The organism is Nannocystis exedens (assembly GCF_002343915.1).
Taxonomy (GTDB): Bacteria; Myxococcota_A; Polyangia; order Nannocystales; family Nannocystaceae; genus Nannocystis; species Nannocystis exedens.
This window is the reverse complement of sequence record NZ_NETK01000001.1, coordinates 11,169,390-11,187,363: the sequence shown is the minus strand read 5'-3', so window position 1 is coordinate 11,187,363 and position 17,974 is coordinate 11,169,390. Positions and strand designations below refer to the sequence as shown.

Annotated in this window: 18 protein-coding genes; 13 read left to right on the top strand and 5 right to left on the bottom strand. The window is 69.3% G+C overall.

The features are described from left to right. Positions 1–44 precede the first annotated feature (44 nt). The 4 genes from NAEX_RS43590 to NAEX_RS43580 all read right to left on the bottom strand — a co-directional run bounded on the left by NAEX_RS43590 (position 45) and on the right by NAEX_RS43580 (position 4,761). Positions 45–2,126, bottom strand: coding sequence for an alpha/beta hydrolase (locus NAEX_RS43590; RefSeq protein ID WP_096333383.1), 2,082 nt, complete (start codon positions 2,124–2,126; stop codon positions 45–47). Between the two features lie 233 nt (positions 2,127–2,359). Next, on the bottom strand, positions 2,360–3,649 hold the full coding sequence (locus NAEX_RS43585) for a tetratricopeptide repeat protein (RefSeq protein WP_170136506.1): 1,290 nt from the start codon (positions 3,647–3,649) through the stop codon (positions 2,360–2,362). A gap of 162 nt (positions 3,650–3,811) precedes the next feature. Further along, positions 3,812–3,955: a hypothetical protein gene (locus NAEX_RS51680; protein WP_170136505.1), complete on the bottom strand. Its 144-nt coding sequence runs from the start codon at positions 3,953–3,955 to the stop codon at positions 3,812–3,814. Then, positions 3,952–4,761, bottom strand: a complete 810-nt coding sequence (locus NAEX_RS43580) for a helix-turn-helix domain-containing protein (protein ID WP_096333381.1) — start codon at positions 4,759–4,761, stop codon at positions 3,952–3,954. Before NAEX_RS43580 ends, NAEX_RS51680 begins: the two co-directional genes overlap by 4 nt. A gap of 182 nt (positions 4,762–4,943) precedes the next feature. Between NAEX_RS43580 and NAEX_RS43575 the strand changes: the two genes are divergently transcribed. The 12 genes from NAEX_RS43575 to NAEX_RS43525 all read left to right on the top strand — a co-directional run bounded on the left by NAEX_RS43575 (position 4,944) and on the right by NAEX_RS43525 (position 15,717). Next, entirely contained in the window at positions 4,944–5,447 is a 504-nt protein-coding gene (locus NAEX_RS43575; protein WP_096333380.1) for a hypothetical protein, read from the top strand. Next, positions 5,444–5,797, top strand: coding sequence for a hypothetical protein (locus NAEX_RS43570; protein WP_211302570.1), 354 nt, complete (start codon positions 5,444–5,446; stop codon positions 5,795–5,797). The genes NAEX_RS43575 and NAEX_RS43570 overlap by 4 nt, the downstream gene beginning before the upstream one ends. Next, positions 5,794–6,714, top strand: a complete 921-nt coding sequence (locus NAEX_RS43565) for a hypothetical protein (RefSeq protein WP_096333378.1) — start codon at positions 5,794–5,796, stop codon at positions 6,712–6,714. The genes NAEX_RS43570 and NAEX_RS43565 overlap by 4 nt, the downstream gene beginning before the upstream one ends. A gap of 65 nt (positions 6,715–6,779) precedes the next feature. Then, the gene (locus tag NAEX_RS43560; RefSeq protein WP_096333377.1) at positions 6,780–7,898 is read left to right on the top strand and encodes a hypothetical protein; all 1,119 of its coding nucleotides are present in this window, start codon (positions 6,780–6,782) and stop codon (positions 7,896–7,898) included. Between the two features lie 54 nt (positions 7,899–7,952). Further along, positions 7,953–8,879 (top strand): hypothetical protein, encoded by a 927-nt coding sequence (locus NAEX_RS51675; protein ID WP_170135324.1) that lies wholly within the window; start codon positions 7,953–7,955, stop codon positions 8,877–8,879. Further along, a complete protein-coding gene (locus NAEX_RS51670) occupies positions 8,876–9,931 on the top strand; it encodes a M23 family metallopeptidase (RefSeq protein WP_170136504.1) in 1,056 nt (351 codons plus the stop codon). Before NAEX_RS51675 ends, NAEX_RS51670 begins: the two co-directional genes overlap by 4 nt. 9 nt (positions 9,932–9,940) lie before the next feature. Next, positions 9,941–10,822 carry a hypothetical protein gene (locus NAEX_RS51665; RefSeq protein ID WP_170136503.1) on the top strand — a complete coding sequence of 294 codons (882 nt, stop codon included), beginning with the start codon at positions 9,941–9,943 and terminating at the stop codon, positions 10,820–10,822. 153 nt (positions 10,823–10,975) lie between these two features. Next, on the top strand, positions 10,976–11,566 hold the full coding sequence (locus NAEX_RS43545; RefSeq protein ID WP_096333375.1) for a hypothetical protein: 591 nt from the start codon (positions 10,976–10,978) through the stop codon (positions 11,564–11,566). Continuing rightward, on the top strand, positions 11,563–11,856 hold the full coding sequence (locus NAEX_RS43540) for a hypothetical protein (RefSeq protein WP_096333374.1): 294 nt from the start codon (positions 11,563–11,565) through the stop codon (positions 11,854–11,856). Before NAEX_RS43545 ends, NAEX_RS43540 begins: the two co-directional genes overlap by 4 nt. After that, positions 11,857–13,545: a hypothetical protein gene (locus tag NAEX_RS43535; RefSeq protein WP_096333373.1), complete on the top strand. Its 1,689-nt coding sequence runs from the start codon at positions 11,857–11,859 to the stop codon at positions 13,543–13,545. It abuts the gene before it with no gap. 158 nt (positions 13,546–13,703) lie between these two features. Beyond that, complete coding sequence (locus NAEX_RS43530) at positions 13,704–14,534, top strand: hypothetical protein (protein WP_096333372.1); 831 nt, start codon at positions 13,704–13,706, stop codon at positions 14,532–14,534. A 76-nt stretch (positions 14,535–14,610) separates the two neighbouring features. Beyond that, positions 14,611–15,717 (top strand): hypothetical protein, encoded by a 1,107-nt coding sequence (locus tag NAEX_RS43525; RefSeq protein WP_143140142.1) that lies wholly within the window; start codon positions 14,611–14,613, stop codon positions 15,715–15,717. A 2-nt stretch (positions 15,718–15,719) separates the two neighbouring features. Here NAEX_RS43525 and NAEX_RS43520 read toward each other — a convergent pair whose 3' ends face one another. Next, the gene (locus NAEX_RS43520; protein WP_143140141.1) at positions 15,720–17,366 is read right to left on the bottom strand and encodes a hypothetical protein; all 1,647 of its coding nucleotides are present in this window, start codon (positions 17,364–17,366) and stop codon (positions 15,720–15,722) included. A 404-nt stretch (positions 17,367–17,770) separates the two neighbouring features. Here NAEX_RS43520 and NAEX_RS54155 point away from each other — a divergent pair, with 404 nt between their 5' ends. Beyond that, positions 17,771–17,899, top strand: a complete 129-nt coding sequence (locus NAEX_RS54155) for a hypothetical protein (RefSeq protein WP_256253978.1) — start codon at positions 17,771–17,773, stop codon at positions 17,897–17,899. Positions 17,900–17,974: the final 75 nt, after the last annotated feature.

The following is a 17,974-nucleotide window of genomic DNA, read 5'->3' as shown; positions in this document are numbered from 1 at the left end:
TGTCTTTATGAAAATGTTCGATAGGGCATGGCCTTTCAACCATGTCAGTGCGAAGCGGCGATCACGGTGACCGTGCGGCGCAGCACCAGGGTGGTCCAGGTGTCGGTCAGCGGCAGGGCGGGGATCGTGACGCTGCCGTCGGGGCCGGCGACCACCTCGCCGTGGTCCTGGCCGAACGACCAGGCGATCCGCTCGCCGGGGCGACAGCGGAAGGCCTGGGTGCGGCGCGGGGTCACGTCGACGAAGGCGGGCAGCTCGGCCATCACCCGGTCGCCCTCGCTCGGGTAGCCCGGGGCGGGCGGGTCGGCGCCCTCGCCGGCGTGGACACGCAGGGCGAATTGCAGGCGGTCGACGGTGTCGACGACCGAGGCGCCGTCCCAGCGGAGGAACCGGCCGAGCGCGCCGGCGATGGCGCCGTCCCAGCCGGTGTCGCCGGCGACCGCGACCTCGCCGGCGAAGCCCGCGTTGGCGCTCCAGTCCTGCTTGCCGTTGCCGGCGCCGACGCCAGGGTCGTCGTCGAGCGACGAGTAGGAGAACGCGGGGAACGCCCGGTCGCGGCGCAGGGTGGCCTCGTCGCCGCTGATCGGCGCCCACGAGCCGGCCCACCAGCTGTCTCCGAGGACAGGATCGGCGACGCCGTGGCCGCCCTCGTCCCAGATGGCGAAGTGGCCGACGCCGCGGCTCTGCAGCGCCTCGTAAAAGCTCTCGCCGGTGCGCGGGCTCGGCAGCACGGTGGCGCCGAAGTGGATGGTCGGGTCGTCCTTGCCGTGCTTGAGGAACAGGAATTGGTCGCGGGCCTCGCTCGACTCGGCGAGCGCGCGCGTCAGGTCCATGTGGTCCCACGCCGACAGGCCGCCGCCGCCGTCGAGGTCGAGCTCGGGCGCGCCCCACCACCCGGACAGCTGGGTGATCCGCGACGGCCGGTGGTTGCGCGCGATCGCCTGGCCGAGGCGCGCGTCGACGTAGGCGAAGTGACGCCCGCGCAACAGGCCGAGCAGCATCGCCCCGGCGCCGCCCATCGAGCTGCCGTAGACGTAGACCCGCTGCGGGTCGGCCTCGGGGTGGTGGCGCAGCACGTACTCGACGAGGTGGAGCACGCGGCGCATGGTGTAATCGGGCGCCGCGCCGCCGGCCGCGGGCTCGGCCTCGGGCAGCGACGACGCGTAGCCCCACCAGTAGGTGTTGTCGGGGTCGTGCGGGGAGATCCGGATCTCGTTCGCCGAGCCGGTGCCGCCGGGGTTGGCGGTGGCGAAGCCGTGCAGGCCGATCCGCACCGGTACGCCCTCGGGCGGGACCTCGAGCGGGACCATGACCTTGGCGACGAACTCGCGGCCGGCGTAGCCCGGGCTGTCGAGGTAATCATCTGTCTTTTGCGACAGGGTGTAACGGACATACCCGCTGGCGTCGAGGAACTCGGTGTCGACGACCTCGGGCCACGGCGGCTGGATGGTGTCGCGGACGACGACGTCGAAGGCGGTCTCGACGCGCGACTCGCCGTCGTTGGCGAGCACGGTGACCGTCCAGCGATCGCCGCCCTGCGTGAAGTCGGGGGTGAAGCGGAAGGTGCGGGTCGACTCGTCCCAGGTGGCGCCCGGCGGCAGGCCGAGCAGGTGGATCCGCAGGGCCTTGGGATCGGCGACGTCGACGACGTCGATGACGAGGCCGACCTCGGTGTCCTCGTCGACCCCGACCTCGGCGGGGACGAGGATCCGCGGGGCCGAGCGGTCGACGGCGAGGGTCAGCGGCCGCGACTCCTCGTCGCCGCGGCGGACCACGACCTCGTAGTCGCCGCGCTTGCGCGGGCCGCTGCGGGCGTGCAGCTCGCCGCCCGAGACGAACGTGGTCGGCAGCTCCCGGCCGGCGAAGACGACGACGCTGGAGGTGGTGAAGCCGGCGCCGGTGACGTGGAGGTCGAACTCGACGCCGCCCGGGGCGGGGTCGGGCGAGAGCGCGTCGAGCTCGAGCGGCGCGAGCTGGGGGCCGCCCAGCGGGCCGTCGCCGACGGGCGGGCGAGACGGCGGAGACTGCTCGTCGATGGCGCCCGAAGGTCCGCTGTAACAGCCGGCGAGGGCGAGCCACGCGACCGTGAGGCACGCGCGCGAGACCAGGCCAGAGCACGACAACATGCGCTGATCTTTCCCACGACGTGTGCCGTTCCGCCAGCGCCGACCTGCAGAATTTCTGTGACGTGCTCGCAAGGCCGGCGAGCGGACGGCCTGCGATCCGGCGCACAAGGTAGTCCGCGGGGCGCACAGCCGGGGCGAGAGGTCGCCGCGACCACCGGAGCGTCGCCCCCGCTCGTTCCCCTAGGGTCGCCGCCGGATGTCGATTGCGACATGGCGGAAAGGACATGCGAGGATCAGCCCGGGTGACGCTCGAGCCAGGCGTCGATTTCGGCCCGGTAGTGCTTCGCCCCTGCCTGACGGAACAGGGTCTGCGCCGAGACGGCGAGGGTGCGCGCTTTCGCGCGGTCTGCGCGGCTGTCCCAGAGGACCTGTGCGAGCTGGAACTCGGCGTGGGCGCGCTGGATCGGGGCGTTGCGCGGGTCGAGCAAGGCGAGGCTGCCCTCGAGGTCGCGGCGGGCGTCGTCGAAGCGTCCCTGGAGCTGCCGCACCCTGGCGCGGGGGGTCAGGACCTCGGACATCCACAGCGAGCCGGCGCCGTAGTTGCGCTCGATCGAGGCGACGGCGGCGTCGGCCTCGCGCTCGGCCCCGGACAGGTCGCCGAGGCCGGCGAGGGCGACCGCCCGCATCGCTCGACTGACGGCGGTATAGAGGTTGTCCTCGCCGAGCACGGAGATGGAGAGGGGCAAGGCCTTGTCGGTGTGGTCGCGGGCGGCGGCGTAGTCGTCGCGGGCGAGCTCGATCTGGGCCAGGGCGAGGTGGGCCAGCACGGTGCCCTGGGGGTCGGGGCTCTGCGCCGAGCTCCAGATGACGAGCGCGCGGGTGGCGTGCTGCTCGGCCAGTCCGAGCTCGCCGCGCACCAGCTGGACCGAGGCGAGGCGCTCGAGCATCGCGGCGACGCGGGTGCTCCGGGGGCCGAAGTTGTGCTCCCAGATCGCCCGCGCCTCGTCGAAGGCGTCGAGGGCCGCGCCGAAGTCGCCGCGCTGGGCGGCGATGTCGGCCAGCGCCGAGAGCGGGTAGGCGAGCCGCTCGTGGCGCGGGGGCAGGGCGGCGCGCAGGATCGTCAGCGCGGCGCGCTGGTGCTTCTCGGCGGTGTCGAAGTCGCCGCGCAGGGTGGCGACGTTGCCGAGGTCGGACAGCGAGAAGGCGTTGTTCGGGTGACCCTCGCCGTAGATGTCGCGGCGCAGGGCCAGGAGCTCCTCGAAGATCGCCTGCGCCGGCCTGCTCGACCTGACGAAGGACGCGCCCTCGACCTCGTCACCCGCCTGACGGTGACTTACGCGCAGCTTTACGCCGAGCGCCTGATCCCCGTGCAGAGTCCTTGGGAGAGCCGCAGCGTCTCCGGCGGAACGATTGGCCTTCCGCTGCGGGCCAACAACTTCGGGCCCTACAAGGTGCGGGGCCATGGAGCACGTCGCGGTGGAGCGGCTGGCGACCTCCTCGTCCTCCTGGATGTGGTCTGGCCTGAGCGGGGCGACGCTGACCTCGCTGCGGCGCTCTGGCGCGTTCAGGGGAGCCCTGCGCAAGGCGCCCGCTGACGTCGTGTCGACGTGTTCCACGCGAGGCGCGAAAACGTTCCACGTGGAACACATTTACCTACATGCACGCAAAGCGGCGCCTGGAGCGGTCCTACGCGCTCCAAACGCCTGTCTTCGAGTGAACACGCGGGCCCTCGAAGACCCGGAACCCTACCCTCGCGCGCCGCCCGTCCAAAATTTCCGGAGAACTGCGCGCGCGTGCTGGCCGACCGCCCGCATGCCCTCGAACGCGTGCTCGAGGCGCACGGTGGTGTCCCGAGCCGCCTCGAGCAGGGCGTCGAGCTCCTGCTTCACGGCCTCGATCGCTTCGCTCGGTCGCTTTCGTTTGTCGTCCATGGCTCCCTCCTGTCCAGGTTCTCGGGGCGGACGCGGAGCATCGTCCCGGGCAACAGCGGCAAGGGCTCTGACAGGCACAGCTCGGGCGGCGGGGCGGCGCACGTCGTTGGATCCGCTGCAAGGCCGTGTTGAAGGACATGCAGCAGGCGTCGGTGCCGCGCCAACCCTGGGAGCCCCCACGCCGCCGCCCGGTCGAGTCGCTGCAGGCTGGCGTCCAGCGCGCAATAGACGTCCGCCTCGAGGCCGTGAACCGGCTGCCCACGCTCCCACGTGGCGATCGTGTTGTCGCTGACCGCGAGCAGCTGCGCGAGCTCTTTCATCTGGAGCCCAAGCCGTCGACGGACGCGCAGGCAGAGGCGCGGCGATGGCCCCTCCCCTTCGACCTCGAGCTCGTCGCGGGCGGCGACACGGTAGCGGATGCGTCCCTGCGGCTGAAGCGCCTCGAGGAATGTAGGGACCATCGAGACTCTGCCCAGACAGCTATCGCGGCTTGCTGTTGCCGCAGCGCGGAGGATCCAGACGAGTCGTTGACGCCGAGACAGCCACGGAGGGCCCCACGCTTGCTCAGGGCCCAGATGGCACATTGCGAATCCGAGCGCAGCCATGAAGTCGCCGGCGAGGCCGCTCGCCCAACTGCGCTGGCGCCGTTCCCAGTTGTCGACCGTCTTGGGGTACACCGCCAGGACGTCGGCGAGAGTTTTGACCGACAGACGCAGTCCCTTGCGGATCTGCGCACAATGGATGGGCGTCAGCTCCAAGTTCACCGCTCGCACTCTCGCGCCATCCTACCGGAAATCATGTGATCGGACTAGCCTAAATACCGGCGACTCGCATCATCAACTTCGTCACCTTCATCTCACCGAGCCGCGGTCGTGCTCGATGAGATGGAGGTCTTGTGACTGCTGCGCTTCATGCTCCCAAACCCCTTCGCGATGCGCTCGAGGACGTGTTCAAGACCCTCGGCAAGGGCGCCGACAAGGAGTCCAAGGACCTGGCTCGCGCCCACGTGGAGAACGCGCTCCTTCGCGGCGAAGTGAAGGACGCGCAGGAGAAGACGGCCCAGCTCACGGAGCGCGCCAACAACTACGCGGCGTCGCTGGGCAACCAGCTCGAGCGCAGCGTGGCCGACATCAGCGGGACGACGATGGTGCTCACCACCGCGGGCGCTGGCGTCGGGTTCATCGGCGAGCTCGTCCTCCCGTCGGTCATGCCGAACTACCCGGGCCTCGCCAAGTCGATCCCGTACATCGTCGGCGTGCTCGGGGCCGTGGGGTCCTACGTGCTCACCGAGCCGAGTGACCTTGAGCGGCAGCAGGGCGTGCGCGTCGACACGGCCACGCGGTACGCGGGCATCGGCACGTCGCTCGGCATCATGGCCGGCGCAGGCCTCGCCCAAGTCGGCACCACGATCTCCGACGCCATTCTGCAGGCGATTCCGCAGGGCTCGTGATGCTGCGCGCCCGCGTCATCGGTCGGAGCGACGACGGTCGCTTCCACGTGCTCCAACAGGAGACGGTCGGGGGCCCCATCTTCCGCTGGCCCGCCCGAGGCGAAGACGCTGCCGGGGCGGCAGCGCTGATCACCATTCGTCCCGCATCGGCGGCCTCGACCTCAACCTTCGAGGTCCTGCGCGCCGGGGGCTACCTGTTTTTTCGGTCACCTCACCTCGAGGTCCCGCTGTTCTTCGATCTCCTCCCTGCCCTGCCACCGGCAGTGGAGGTCTCCCTCGAGCTCCTGCCCGCAGAGGTGAACGAGGGCGTCGAGCCTGAGCCGGTGGCTCAAGGAGCTGCACCGCAATGAACGACCTGAACACCATCGTCCAGAACCTGCGCCGCGCCGGGTTCGGGCAGTACGTCGACGCCGCCGCCGAGAGCGTCGACTCGATCTGCCAGATCGCCGGGTTCCAGAAGGTGCCGGTGGCGAGCCTGCCGGCCCAGTCCGTGCCGAGCCAGACGCTCGTGGTCATGCCCGGTGCGGCCCCGGCCCCACAGCTTCCGCCGCAGCCCCAGGTGCCCGAGACGCCGCCGTTCCCGGAGTGCAGCGAGCTGATGACCCTCATCAAGTCGCAGTACATCGCCAACTGCGGCTTCTGCCCGAACCCCTGCCTCCTCCGCTGGATCGAGCTCGCCGTGCTCCTCAAGTCCTACGCCGAGGTGCGCGACGACTTCGGGATCCCCGACCTCAACCTCGTCCCCACCCTCCTCACGCCGACGGGCACGACCGCGAACGGCCTCCCGACGACCTTCGTGGCGAACTTCAACGTCGCGCCGGGCCAGTCCATCCTGCTGCGCACCCAGAACTACTCACTGCCGTTCAACCCGCGCTGCCTCTGGGGCGCGCTCGCCTTCAACGGCGGCGTCGACAGCGAGAACTACAAGCACGTCAACTTCAAGATCTGGGTCGGCCCCAGCAACGCCTCTGGCGCGTTCTCCATGCAGGGCGGTCCCCTGCGCGAGTGGGCTCCGCGGCGGTTCATCTACGGGTCCCAGTTCAGGTGCGGCGACAGCTGCACCGAGGTGCCGCTCCGCAGCTACACCGGTTGCACGGACGTCGACATCGTCGGCCTCGACTCGTCGGTCTTCATCCAGGTCGACAACCTGGCGACCGCCTCGAACGCGATCAGCGGCCAGCAGCTGGTCATCCGCCTGGGCGGCTTCGAGAAGCCCTGCTGCGACAGCTGCGCCGCCGGCAAGGCGTGCGGCTGCAAGAAGCACTGACGTCCGCGGTCGGCCCGCAGCGGCGCCAGGGCGACGCCAGACCATCCTGACCCAAAGGACATGCCATGAGCGACGAGCGCTACTACACCGTCCGAGCCTCCTTCGACCCGGCGATCTTCGCCGAGCTCACCATGCCCTGGACGCCCGAGGCGGGCGCAGGCCAGGATCCAAGCGACATGCGAGCGCGCCGTCTCACCACGGCACGGGTCGGAAGGTTTCGGCCCGAGCTGCTCGGTCGCAAGGCCAAGAGCACCAGCTCGCTCGTGCAGGTCTGGACCGACGGACCGGTGGGCCTCGCCGACCGGTACTTCGTGCTCGGCTCGGACAACCCGGCCGAGTCGAACCCGCCGAGCGCGCAACGAGGTGTCGCGGCGACGCTGACGACGGCGCCGAGCTCGGCCGAGCTCCTCGAGCTCGGCCCGACGGACCACCTGGCCATCCAGACCGCCGAGCAAACGACCTGCTACATCCGCGTCATCGACCTCGACGAGGAACAGCTCGCCCGGTGGCTCCGGTCGACGAGGAGGGTGCCGGCGCCCGGCGTCACCGACGCGACGATCCAGGTGGAGAACCAGGTCGACGACGCCGTCTTCGACATCCCCGAGAGCAACGTCGACCAGCTGCTCGTCCAGGTGGGCGCGACGGCCCGCACGACTCTGCGGCTCCCGCCGTGGGCCCTCTCGCGCCCGGGCCAGGAGCTGAGCTTCGCGCGGAACACCGACACCGAGGGGCTCGTGCGAATCGAGGTCAGCTCCGGTGACCTCCTGAACGTCTCCAGCTTCCCGCTCTACCTGCCGCTGCAGGGCGGCCTGGTCCGCCTTCGGCGCAGCTCGCAGGTGGGCGCGGGCGGCAACTGGGCCGGGCTGGCGACCATCGTCCCGAGGTACACGAACGTCGCGGCCGGCAACCAGGCATTCCTCTACGGGTGGCCGGGGCTTCGGGTCGTCCGCTTGCTGGACAGCGTGATGCCGCAGACCCTCACCCTGCCCCCGTACCTTGGGCTCAACCAGATCCCGCCCGGCTGCGCGCTGCGGGTCGTGAACCCGACCAACATCACCAAGACGATCTCGGTGACTGCGGGCGAGGTCATCGTGGGCCTCGGCACCCAGTTAACCACCCTCTCCGTTCCCGCGCAGACGTGCCGCGACATCGTGTACGGCGAGCTCGCCTGGACCGCGATCTGAGACTCCACGTCGGCTCGCTGCTGGTGGCGGGCCGTACCGACTCGTGAGGCCCCCATGCAGCCCTTCCCGCCGCTCGACGACACCCCCCTCCCCGCCCCGACGCACGGCCGCAAGCCGCTGGCCCCGGCGCCCGCGCCTGTGCCGGCGAGCTCGAGCAAGGCCTGGCTGTGGTTCGGCGGAGCGGCCCTCACCGCGGCTGCGCTGGCCGCCATTTTCTGGCCGTCCGACGCCAGCGCCGCGAGCGGCACCGGTGGCACAGGGGGAACGGGCACCGGCGGCACAGGCGGCACGGGCGGCACCGGCCAGGGCGGCACCGACAACGCAGGCCCAGGCGAGCCGGCCGACGCGAACAAGCCGATCGAGGAAGCGCAGGAATGCACCGCGGTGGCGGCGAGCAAGCCGCAAAACATCGGAGACGAGACGAAGCCGCCACAAGCCGCGCTCGATGAGTGGCTGGCGTACGTGGCGTATCGGCGCGTCTACCCCGAGGGGCCGAAGAACTACCTCAGCCTGCCACAGTACAAGGCCGCCTACGATCGGCTGCACGCGTGTGTGAAGCAGAAGCTCGGCCTCGGGCAGTCCGGCGACATCAAGGACGAGGCGCCCGACGCACCGCCGCCGCCTGGCCCCCAGTTGCCGGCGCCGGTCTCGGCCGAGCCGAAGCCGGGCTCGTCGTACCGGATCAATCCGCAGGACGCGAGCGCGCTGCTCCTCCTGTCCCAGAAGACATACGGCACCGCCGGCGGCACTCCGGACAACCTCAAGGCCGCGCGGCTCATCAACGATCACCCCTACAACAAGCGCTTCCAGGTCGTCGTCGACAACGAGAAGGGGTTGTTCCCGCCCGACGGCCGCCGGATCAGCTTCACGCCGATGTTCGGCGCGCTGACGAAGCAGCTCGCGGACGCCACGGGTGGCGCGCGCGGTCAGGGGCAAGAGTTCGCGGTGATCTACCTGCCGCCGAAGCCGGAGGCCTGGTGATCCCGCCGTTGCCACAGCAGGTGCTCCTCGAGCTCGAGGCGGTCCAGTGGGCCGTCGAGAACAAGCCCGAGGTCTACGACGGCTACCAGCGCAAGGCCGGCCAGGAGGACCAATACTGGTTCGCCAACGTCGCCTACTGGCGGGCCTACCCGCTCGCGCCGAAGCAGCTGCCGAAGACCCCGAAGCCCGACGAGAAGGTGTGGGTCGACACGTGGCTGCGCATCCATCAACTCGTCCTCGCCCGGCTCGCGGCGCAGCAGCCGGCGCCGGCGTGGAACGGTAGCTCGCCGCGTTGGCCGCTGTCGTCGCCGCCGAAGAAGTGGAAGCCCGGCTCCAAGTTCGGCGTAAAACGCCCGTGGGGCTCCGCCAACCCGACGCGGTTCCACTGCGGAATCGACCTCTCGGCCGGGCTCAGCACTCCGGTGCTCGCGCCCGAGTCCGGCGTGATCCTGGCGGTCGATCAAGGCTGGGAGGCGCCAGCGAAGGCCGTCATCCTGCACCTGGACAGCGGCCTCACCGCGCTCATGGGCGGCGTGGCCAAGGGCTCTTCGCCGCCGAAGGGCACACGCGTCTGTCCGGGCCAGATGGTTGGCTGCACGACCAACGTGGTGGCGAAGATCGGTCCGTATCCGAACGGGTCGACCATGCTCCACTTCCAGCTGTACAAGCGGCACCTGACCGTCTCCGAGCTGAACAAGCAGAAAGCCTGGTACGCGGACCGCTCCCAGCCGCCGGATCTCATCGACCCTGCGGACTACTTGACGGCCGCGATGAACGGCACGCCGCTGGACCCGGCGAACGCCGCCAGCGCCTTCTACGGCTTCACGCCTGAGGAACCGGCCGGCGACATCGAGGCCGCGGAACAAAACGAGGGCGGCGAGGACCTGGGCGACGGCAAGGACAACGGGACCAGCGAGGGCGGCCCGCCCGCGAAGGTCGCAAGTTCCTCGAGCGCGCTTCCTTGGCTTCTCGCCGGCGGCGTCCTCCTCGTGGGCGGCGCGGCGGCGTTTGCATTCACCGGCCGCAACACGTCCTCATCCTTCTCCCTGTAGGAGCGCGCCGTGCCCGATCGTCTCGCCACCCTCGGACCCCTCAACCCGCCATCGCACTCTAGCTCGAGCGGTTGGTGGTGGTTCGGGGGTCTCGTCGCTGTGGGCACCACGCTCGGGGTGGTCTGGTGGTCGCGGGCGAACAGCGCGAGCGCCAGCTCGGGCTCCACCGGCAGCTCGGGCAGCGGCGGCAATCCGCCGGTCGATGAGCCGAAGCCGCCCGAGCTCGAAGGCTGGCCGTTCCAGGTCGCCGTAGGGTCGACGCAGACCCCCAACAGCGCGCGGTGGTTCCGCTTCTTCCGGGTGACGCCGCCGAACGCCGTCGGGCCGGTCGTGTGGGTGCTGCACGGCCAGGACACGGACCCGCGCAAGCTCGCCCCGTGGATCCCGACGAGCCTCGCCGACGTCGTATTCGTCCAGGCGCCGCAGGGATGGCTCGCCGCGGGGACGGCGACCGCCGCGGCCTCCGAGTTGTGGTCCGACGCGAGCCTCGGCAAGCTCCCCGGGCCGTTTGACCACGGAAAGAAGACCCGTCCCTGGGTCGTGGTCGGCTACGACGTCGGCGCCGACGTCGCGCTCCAGATGGCCGCCTCGACCAACAGCGCTGCGTCGCCCGACGCGGTCGTCGCCGTGGCACCTCTCGAACCGGGCAAGCTCCCCGGAGCCGGCGGCGACAAGCGGTGGATCGCCTTCGTCATCGGAGACAAGGACCCGCAGCTCGTCTCCGTGCAGGCGGCGGCCGAGCTCGCGGGCAAGCCGGCGAGCGCCGGCGGGGCCGGCTACAACACGGCCGTGCGCGTCGTCGCGGGCGCCGGTCACGAGCTCCCACAGCTCGGTCCCCAGCTGCGCGACCTCCTGCTCGATCTCTTCTCGATGTACCCCTACCCCTCGTGACCCATGCCCGACCCGACTTGCACGCCTGTCGATCTTGGAAGTGGCGCGACGCTCGAGTCGCCCTGCACAGGGCCGCTCGGCTGGTGTACGGCCGCCGATTTCTTCCGGTCCCGTCGGGCGCTGCAGTTCGAGCGGAACAGGCTGGTCGGCCTCGTGAACAGCTTCACGAAGCTTGCCAACGAGGGCCAGGCCACGTGGGACGCCGCGACCTCGGCCGCCTACGACCTGCGCGACGAGAGCCGCGAGGTGCTGGAGAAGTTCCCCGAGGACTGGTGGTACGTCTACATCACCGGGAACGCGGGCGAGCTCATCGAGGCGATCTACGTATTCTCGAAGTTCGCGGCGGCGTGCCATCAAGCCGCGTGCGAGGTCGCGACTGCCCTCGAGGCGCTCGGCGAGGCGGTGCCGAAACCGCCGGTGCCGCCCCCGCCTGAGCAGGGCATCACCGACGCCATCGCCGAGGGCACCCGCAACATCGCCGACGCGGCCGCCAGCGCCGCGACCACGGCGTTCTATCTCGTCGCCGGCGTCGCCATCCTCGGCGGCGGCTGGTTCCTCTACCAGAGCCTGCGCTCCCCCGCTTCGCAGGTCCTGGTCATGCCGTCGTCGACGCCAGCGCCTCAGCAGGTGGCGTCGCCGGCGACGAGTTCACCGTTCCCTCCGCTCGCGGGTCCCGAGCATCCACCCTCGCGTGCGAGGGGGACGAAGGTGGACCCCTTCCAGCCCCCGAAGGACCTGCCATGAGCTCGATCATCGACATCCCGCCGGCCCCCCTGCCCTTGCACAAGTGGCGCGAGCTCCGTCGGCTGACCGCCGAAGCTCGCCGCTACGGCCTCGAGGCCGCGAGCGCCGACCCGGTGATCGGCGCCGAGTTCATCGCGGTCCTCGAGGACTTCGAGGTCGCGAGTCGCGTCTTCGACGAGTTCATCGCCATCTTCGAGTGCCGCGCGAAGGAGCTGGAGCAGGAGTGCATCGCGAACAGCTGCTTGACCTGCACCTGTCGCTGCGAGGCGCTCGCCGATGAGGCCTCGTAAATGTCGCTCCTTGACGACATCCGCCACGAGACGCGGCTGGATCTGCGGGACCCCGCGCTCATCGCCAACGTGCTGGCGCCGGAGCTGACCGAGCGCTGGACGCACGTTTATCGGGACGCGACGCGCTTGCTCGATGCCGCGAAGTCGGCCTACATCACGCTTCAGAACCTAAACAACGTCTCACCGCTGCAGGCCATTCAGATGGCCTACAACGCACTTGATACGGCCTGGCGGTGGATCTACGGCCAGGCCGGCAAAAAAAGCTTCGAGAACCTGGAGAGGCGCGCCAAGACGCGTGGTGAGTTCGTGCGGCGCTACTTCGGGATGCCGGTCGCAGGGGACGAGACGAACCGTCGCCCCATCTGGTCGCAGGTCCTCCGCTCGAGCAAGAACCCGAGCCCCGCCGATCTTCAGCTCCAGCTCGGCGCGAGCCAGGATGCGGCCGAGCATCTCTCCCAGTGGGATCGCAACTACGCTTTCCACGTGAGCCGCGTCGGTCGTCGGCAGACGATCAATCCCACGTGGTCGACGCCTCCCTACGACTCCCCCGCGGATCAACCCTCGCTGTGGCTCGGCGGCGTCTCCTACGCGCTGCCCTCGTTGCTCGGCGGGTTCAGCCCGTACCCGCCGCTCATCGCCAAGGCCCTCGGCGACGCCGCCTACCTCGACCGCCCGCCTGGTGTTCCCGCCATCCCCGAGAAGTATGAGGAAGACTACTGGGGAAATGCGCCCGGCGGCGGGGCCGTCGATGCCGACCCTCCGCGAGGTGACATGGGGCTCGACTGGTCGCCCCTCGATCGAGCCGTCTTCGCCAAGGGCTACGCGCCGCCACCAGGATATTCGTGGCTCTTCTCGTGGGGCACGTACCCCTACGTGTCCTGGTTCGGCACCGTCGGGCTTGGCGACGCGCGCGTCGATCTCTGCTCGGAGGCGGCCGTCCTGGCGATCGCCATCCACGCGTTTTCGCCGCTCCACGCGGCGATGGATGCCCGCGAGGTGGCGCAGTGCTATCGCCAGTTCCTGGCCTCCACTCAGCTGCGCTCGCTGCCCCTCGCCCCGAAGGGACAGGTGAACCTGGGCCTCTTCCTGAAGCGGGACACGCTCCTGCCGTGGAGCCCCCAAGCGGGCTGGCCGGTTCCGATCCCCGGCGGCGCTGTGCCGTTCGAGGTGGTGAGGGACATCGAGCTCGCGTTCCGCTCGTTCTTTCGCATCAGGAGAGCGGCTCTCTACCAGTTCGCGCTCACCGAGGCCGGCTTTAAGGCGGCCGCCCTCACCAGCCGTGACCCGCAGCTGCGCGCCGTTGCGGCCGGCTCTCCTCCGCCGAACTACCGCAAGTGGGACGCGCGCGACCCGCTCGGCGACGGCTGGCTCGACAAGCTGCAGCTCGATCAGGGACCGGGATTTTTCGGACCTGGTGGGCTCTCGACGGGCGAGCCGACCGGCGACGTCGTCAATCCCAACGGGAGCGGCGGTGGCGGGAGCGGCGGCGGCGTGCCGGGTTGGGCCCTCGCGCTGGCAGCGCTGGGGCTCGGCGGCGGGCTCGCCTACGCGGTCAGCCGCCGACGTGGTCCCATGAACTTCAGCCAGGGTGAATTGCCGCCCTCGTCGCCGTCACAGACCCGGGGTTCTTCTCCAACGTCGGCGAGCGACTGGAGCGGCCTCGACTGGTCCCCTCCTCGAGGGCGCTGACTGGCGGTCACGCCACGGTCGCCGTCGGGCCCGTCGCACGCCCTGGCCCCGCGCGCCTCAAGCCGAACGGGTCCCGTCGGGGAGCAACTGATCGGAACCAGGGTGCGGCGGCACTACTCGTCGTGCATCTCGAGCGAGCCCTCTGGTACCCTGCGATCATGTGGCGTTTGTCCGTCTTCGGGCTTCTCTTGCTGTCGAGCTGCTTCTCGCCGACTGGCACGACGCCGGACACCGCCACCTCCTCGAGCACCGGCTCGGATCCATCCGATACCGCCACTTCGACCACCGGCACGTCGTCCAGCTCGGTCACCTCGACCTCGCTCACGTCGACGACGCCAGCGACGACGCCAGCGTCGACAAGCGCCGGCTCGGAGTGCGGCGATGGCTTTGTCGACGGGCCAGAGGAGTGCGACGGCGAGGCTTTGAACGGCGTGACCTGTCAAAGCCTGGGCTTTCGCGAGGGGACCCTGGCCTGCTCGGCCGAGTGCTCGCTCGACACGAGCGCTTGCACCGGCGGCGGCGAAAAATACTCGGCGGTGGGGCCGCAGGTGAACGTGCCCGTCGCGGCGGTCGTCGGCTGGCAGGTCTGCTACCAGGACACGTTCGGGACGACGGGCCAGGCGGTCTCCGCGATCGTGGAGCAGTGTACGAAGGCCCAGCTCATGCTGGCGTGCCGCGAAGCAGGGAGCTCGACCTACAAGATGTTGGCCCATGCGCCACGAACCGCCGTGCTGCAAGTCACCGAAGCGGTCCAATTTCCTGCGTTGACCTCGGCCAACGGCTCGGACTGGTACTTCAATGAGGATTGGTCGTGGGGGTTCATCGTCTCCGGCGGCTTCGTCTCTCTCAACCGATGCGATGGCGGCAACACCGACAACGGCCTGTGCTGGCCGACGGTGCTCGGTGAGCTCCGCGACGGTTACCGCTGCGGGGCCGCTACCGGCTTGGTAGACGGCACTTGGGAACGGCTCCTCTTACAAGCCGACTGAGGCGAGAACGGCGCTCCGCCGTCTGTTGCTAGATGTCGGTATACCAAAAATAGACACTTCTGGTAGCGTCAGGTCCATGCGCCACGCTGGCCTTCTGTGCGCCCTGTTCCTCTGCGGCTGCGGGTCACCCTCGACAGCTTCGACGGGCTTCGGCATCGGCAACTCCGATCCCTCGCCGATGAGCTCGTCGACATCGTCGACATCGACCTCGTCGACCTCGTCGACGTCGACCTCGTCGGCCGCGTCGGGCGCGTCGGCCTCGGAGTCCAGCTCCGGCGAGCCGTCGCTGTCTTCGGGTGAGCTGCTCCCGGACTTCGGCGACGTGGCACCTCTTGGCTGCCAGGGCAAGGTCGACATCATCTTCAACATCTCGACCCAGTGGCCCATGAAGGACTATCAGCCGCGCTTGCTCGAGGCGTTCCCCGCGTTCGGGCAGGCTCTCGAGGAGCAACTCGGCAAGTTCGACCTGCACATCATGGTGCTCGACAACTCCTACACGTGGTCGATGGACGACTGCTCGTTGTGCCAGGACCCGGATGACTGCGATCCGAACGGCACCCCCGATCTCTGCGGCGCGACCATCGACGAGTGCGACTACACGATGGGCTCCGGCGAGACGTTTGCGAGCGAGCTCGGCTCGTCCGGTCGTCGATGCAAGCTCGCCGGCGGCCACCGCTACATCACGAGCGAGGAGCCCGACCTGAAGGCCGCGTTCGAGTGCATCGCACAGGTCGGGTACGGAAGCGCAGATCCGCAGACCTTCGACTCCCTCCTCGCGGCGCTGGGACAGAGCCTAGTCGAGCCCCCGCCGCCTGATTTGAACGCGCCGGGCGCCTGTAACGAGGGCTTCCTCCGGGACGATGCCCTCCTCTTGTTCGTGATCATCCAGGACGGCTACGAACAGTATTCCCTGGGCGGTCCTTACCAATGGCGTAAGGCTCTCTACGCCGCGAAAGGCGGCGACGAAGATGCAGTGATCGGGCTGGCGATCACGACCGATGCGGACATCTGGCCGAATGAGTGTGGTTACTGGCTCGATGGAAAAAACCGGATGCGCATCTTCATGGAGGACACCTTGAAGCACGGGCACATGGCTTCCATCTGCGCTCCTGAGTACGGGCTCTTCCTCGAAGAGGTCGCGGTCGAGGTTGGAAACCTCTGCGACCAGTTCATCCCTCAGTAGCGCTAGGGGTGATGGACGCGGGCCCAGGCTTGGGTTTCATGAGCGCCGACGATGACGCAGAACAGCCCGCGTGCATCGCAAGCTGCAGCAGTGGCAGCTGCGCCCTTAAGATTGTGATTGAATAAGAACGGGTCCGAGGCACCACGAAACCCCAACGCGTAAGCTTCGGCGAGATCGGAACTCGCTGCAGCCGCCACCTTCTGCTCGCGGTCGCATGCAACGCCTCGGATGGTCGTGTGGCTGAGCGCGTCGATGCGACGCTCAGCCGCGCCGCTACCGGCCAGGTCGAGCCAGCGCACCGCTGGTGCGCGGGGGCTCATGCCGTCTTGAACCCATCCTCCGGTGACGAGCTTCTCACCGCACGCGCCGACGGAAGAAAGACCGTCTTCGGTCGAGTCGAGTCCCGCCGACGTCCAGGCGCCGACGAGCACGCCGCCGAGCGTATACTGCGCCGAGAACGCCCGAGTATACATGATGTTAAGGCCCTTCACCTGTCGGTCGCCGACCACCGTGAGGAGCTTCGTCTCCTCCTGCCACGCTACTCCGCGGGGGTGTTCGTTGTGGATGTTCTCGTCGTCGGTCCAGTCGTCGCCGGGAAGTGGGGCTGCGACTGGCGCCGACCAGATTTTAGTGCCCTTCAAGTCGAAGGCCTCCACGCGCCCATCGATGCGTAGAGGTTGCTCGTCGACCACCCGTTCACCGACCACGAAGATTCGTCCGGATGCCGTGGTTAGGCCACTGTATGTGTCCCCCGTGGCGCCCACGCGCTCCCACACGAGCGCTCCGCTCGGCGTGAGGACCGCGAGATACGGCCTACGATTGAGCCCGCTTCCAAGGTTCGCCGCGATCGCCGTGCGCCCGAGCTCGTCGACGGCCACGCTGACGGCCTGCGACGGCACGACTAGCGCGAGGTCACTCCACTTCGATATACTCCAGGGAAAGCCCGCCTCCGGCTCACACAGCCCAGGGTCAAGACGCCAGACAGTCGCTTCGAGCGACGGTGTCGCGTGAGTGCCGACCAGTAGAAGTGCCTCGTCGCTGTACGCCGCCCCGTTGAGCCAGCTCGTGCCGGTGTCCTCGAGGAAGCTGCACCTTTCTGTGCCTGTCGCAGGGAGCATCACCTCGAGCTCGGCCGACTTCATGGCCTCAAGCCCTTCGCCGTCGCGCGCCGTGAGGACGAACTCGTGGAGCCCGTTCGACGCCATCGCCGACGTGGCCCAGTAGGTCCACTCGAAGTCGTTCGGAGGGCCAGACCAGACCTCGGCTCCGTCGACGTCCAAGCGGAGGCTGACGACGTCGCCGCTGACCGACGCGCTCGCCGACGCCGTGCCCGCCTCGTTCAACTTCATCGGCTCGACCTCGAACTCGAGGATGTGGGGCCCCTCCGAGGGCAGGCCGCTCGAGGAGCTCGTCGAGCTCGAGGAGCTCGTCACTTCGGCCGAGGTCGTGGTGGGCTCGGCACCGGTTACCGTCTGGACCGAGTCCCCTCCGATCGTGCCCGCCTCTGCCGTGTCGCCCTCGGAGGTGCTTGTGCCGGTGCCCCCGGCCGTCGCGCTGTCGGGGAACAGATCAGACGCATCCGCCAGCAAGTCGGGCAGGCAGCCCGGCAGCGCGATGAGGGCGAGGACTAGAGATGCTCGAAAGCTCATGTTAGGCTCCACCTTCGTCAACGCTGGTCGGACCGCATGCTGTTCCTGGCGTCGAAGGTTGGTATACCAAAAAAGCACGGCCCTGACGGCCTGTCCGCACCGAGCGCCGCGAACGCCATTCTGGCGGAGACCTGTTGACGCTGAACCAGCGTGCCGCCCGTCACCTGCTAGGATCTCGGCGGCAATGTCGGAGCGGCCCAAGGTTCGACCGAGACGCGAACAGTTGTCGCTCGTGGTCGTGCTCCGTGCCGAGCTCGTCGCGCTGGCGGAGGACGCCGTGCGGCGATGTGAGACGGCGAGCCCAGCCGAGCGGCGCGACAGCCCCAGCCGAGCGGCGCGACGGTTCGAGCGATGACGACGTCCGCGGGGATGCAAGCGGACGCGCAACGCGGTAGGCTCGCCACGTGGTCGAGCTCGTGCAGGCGCTCGGAACGCTTCATCCGGCGGCTCAGGTGTTGAGCTTGTGCGTCGTTCTTGCCGCGCTTGTCCTGGCCGGCCTGGCGCTTGGCCTGGTGTTCGAGCGCGGCGACTGAGGGGCCGTGCAGCGACTCGTCGGCCGGCGCGGTCGGGTCTTATACGTATAAGACGCCGACCGCCCGGAAGTGCGC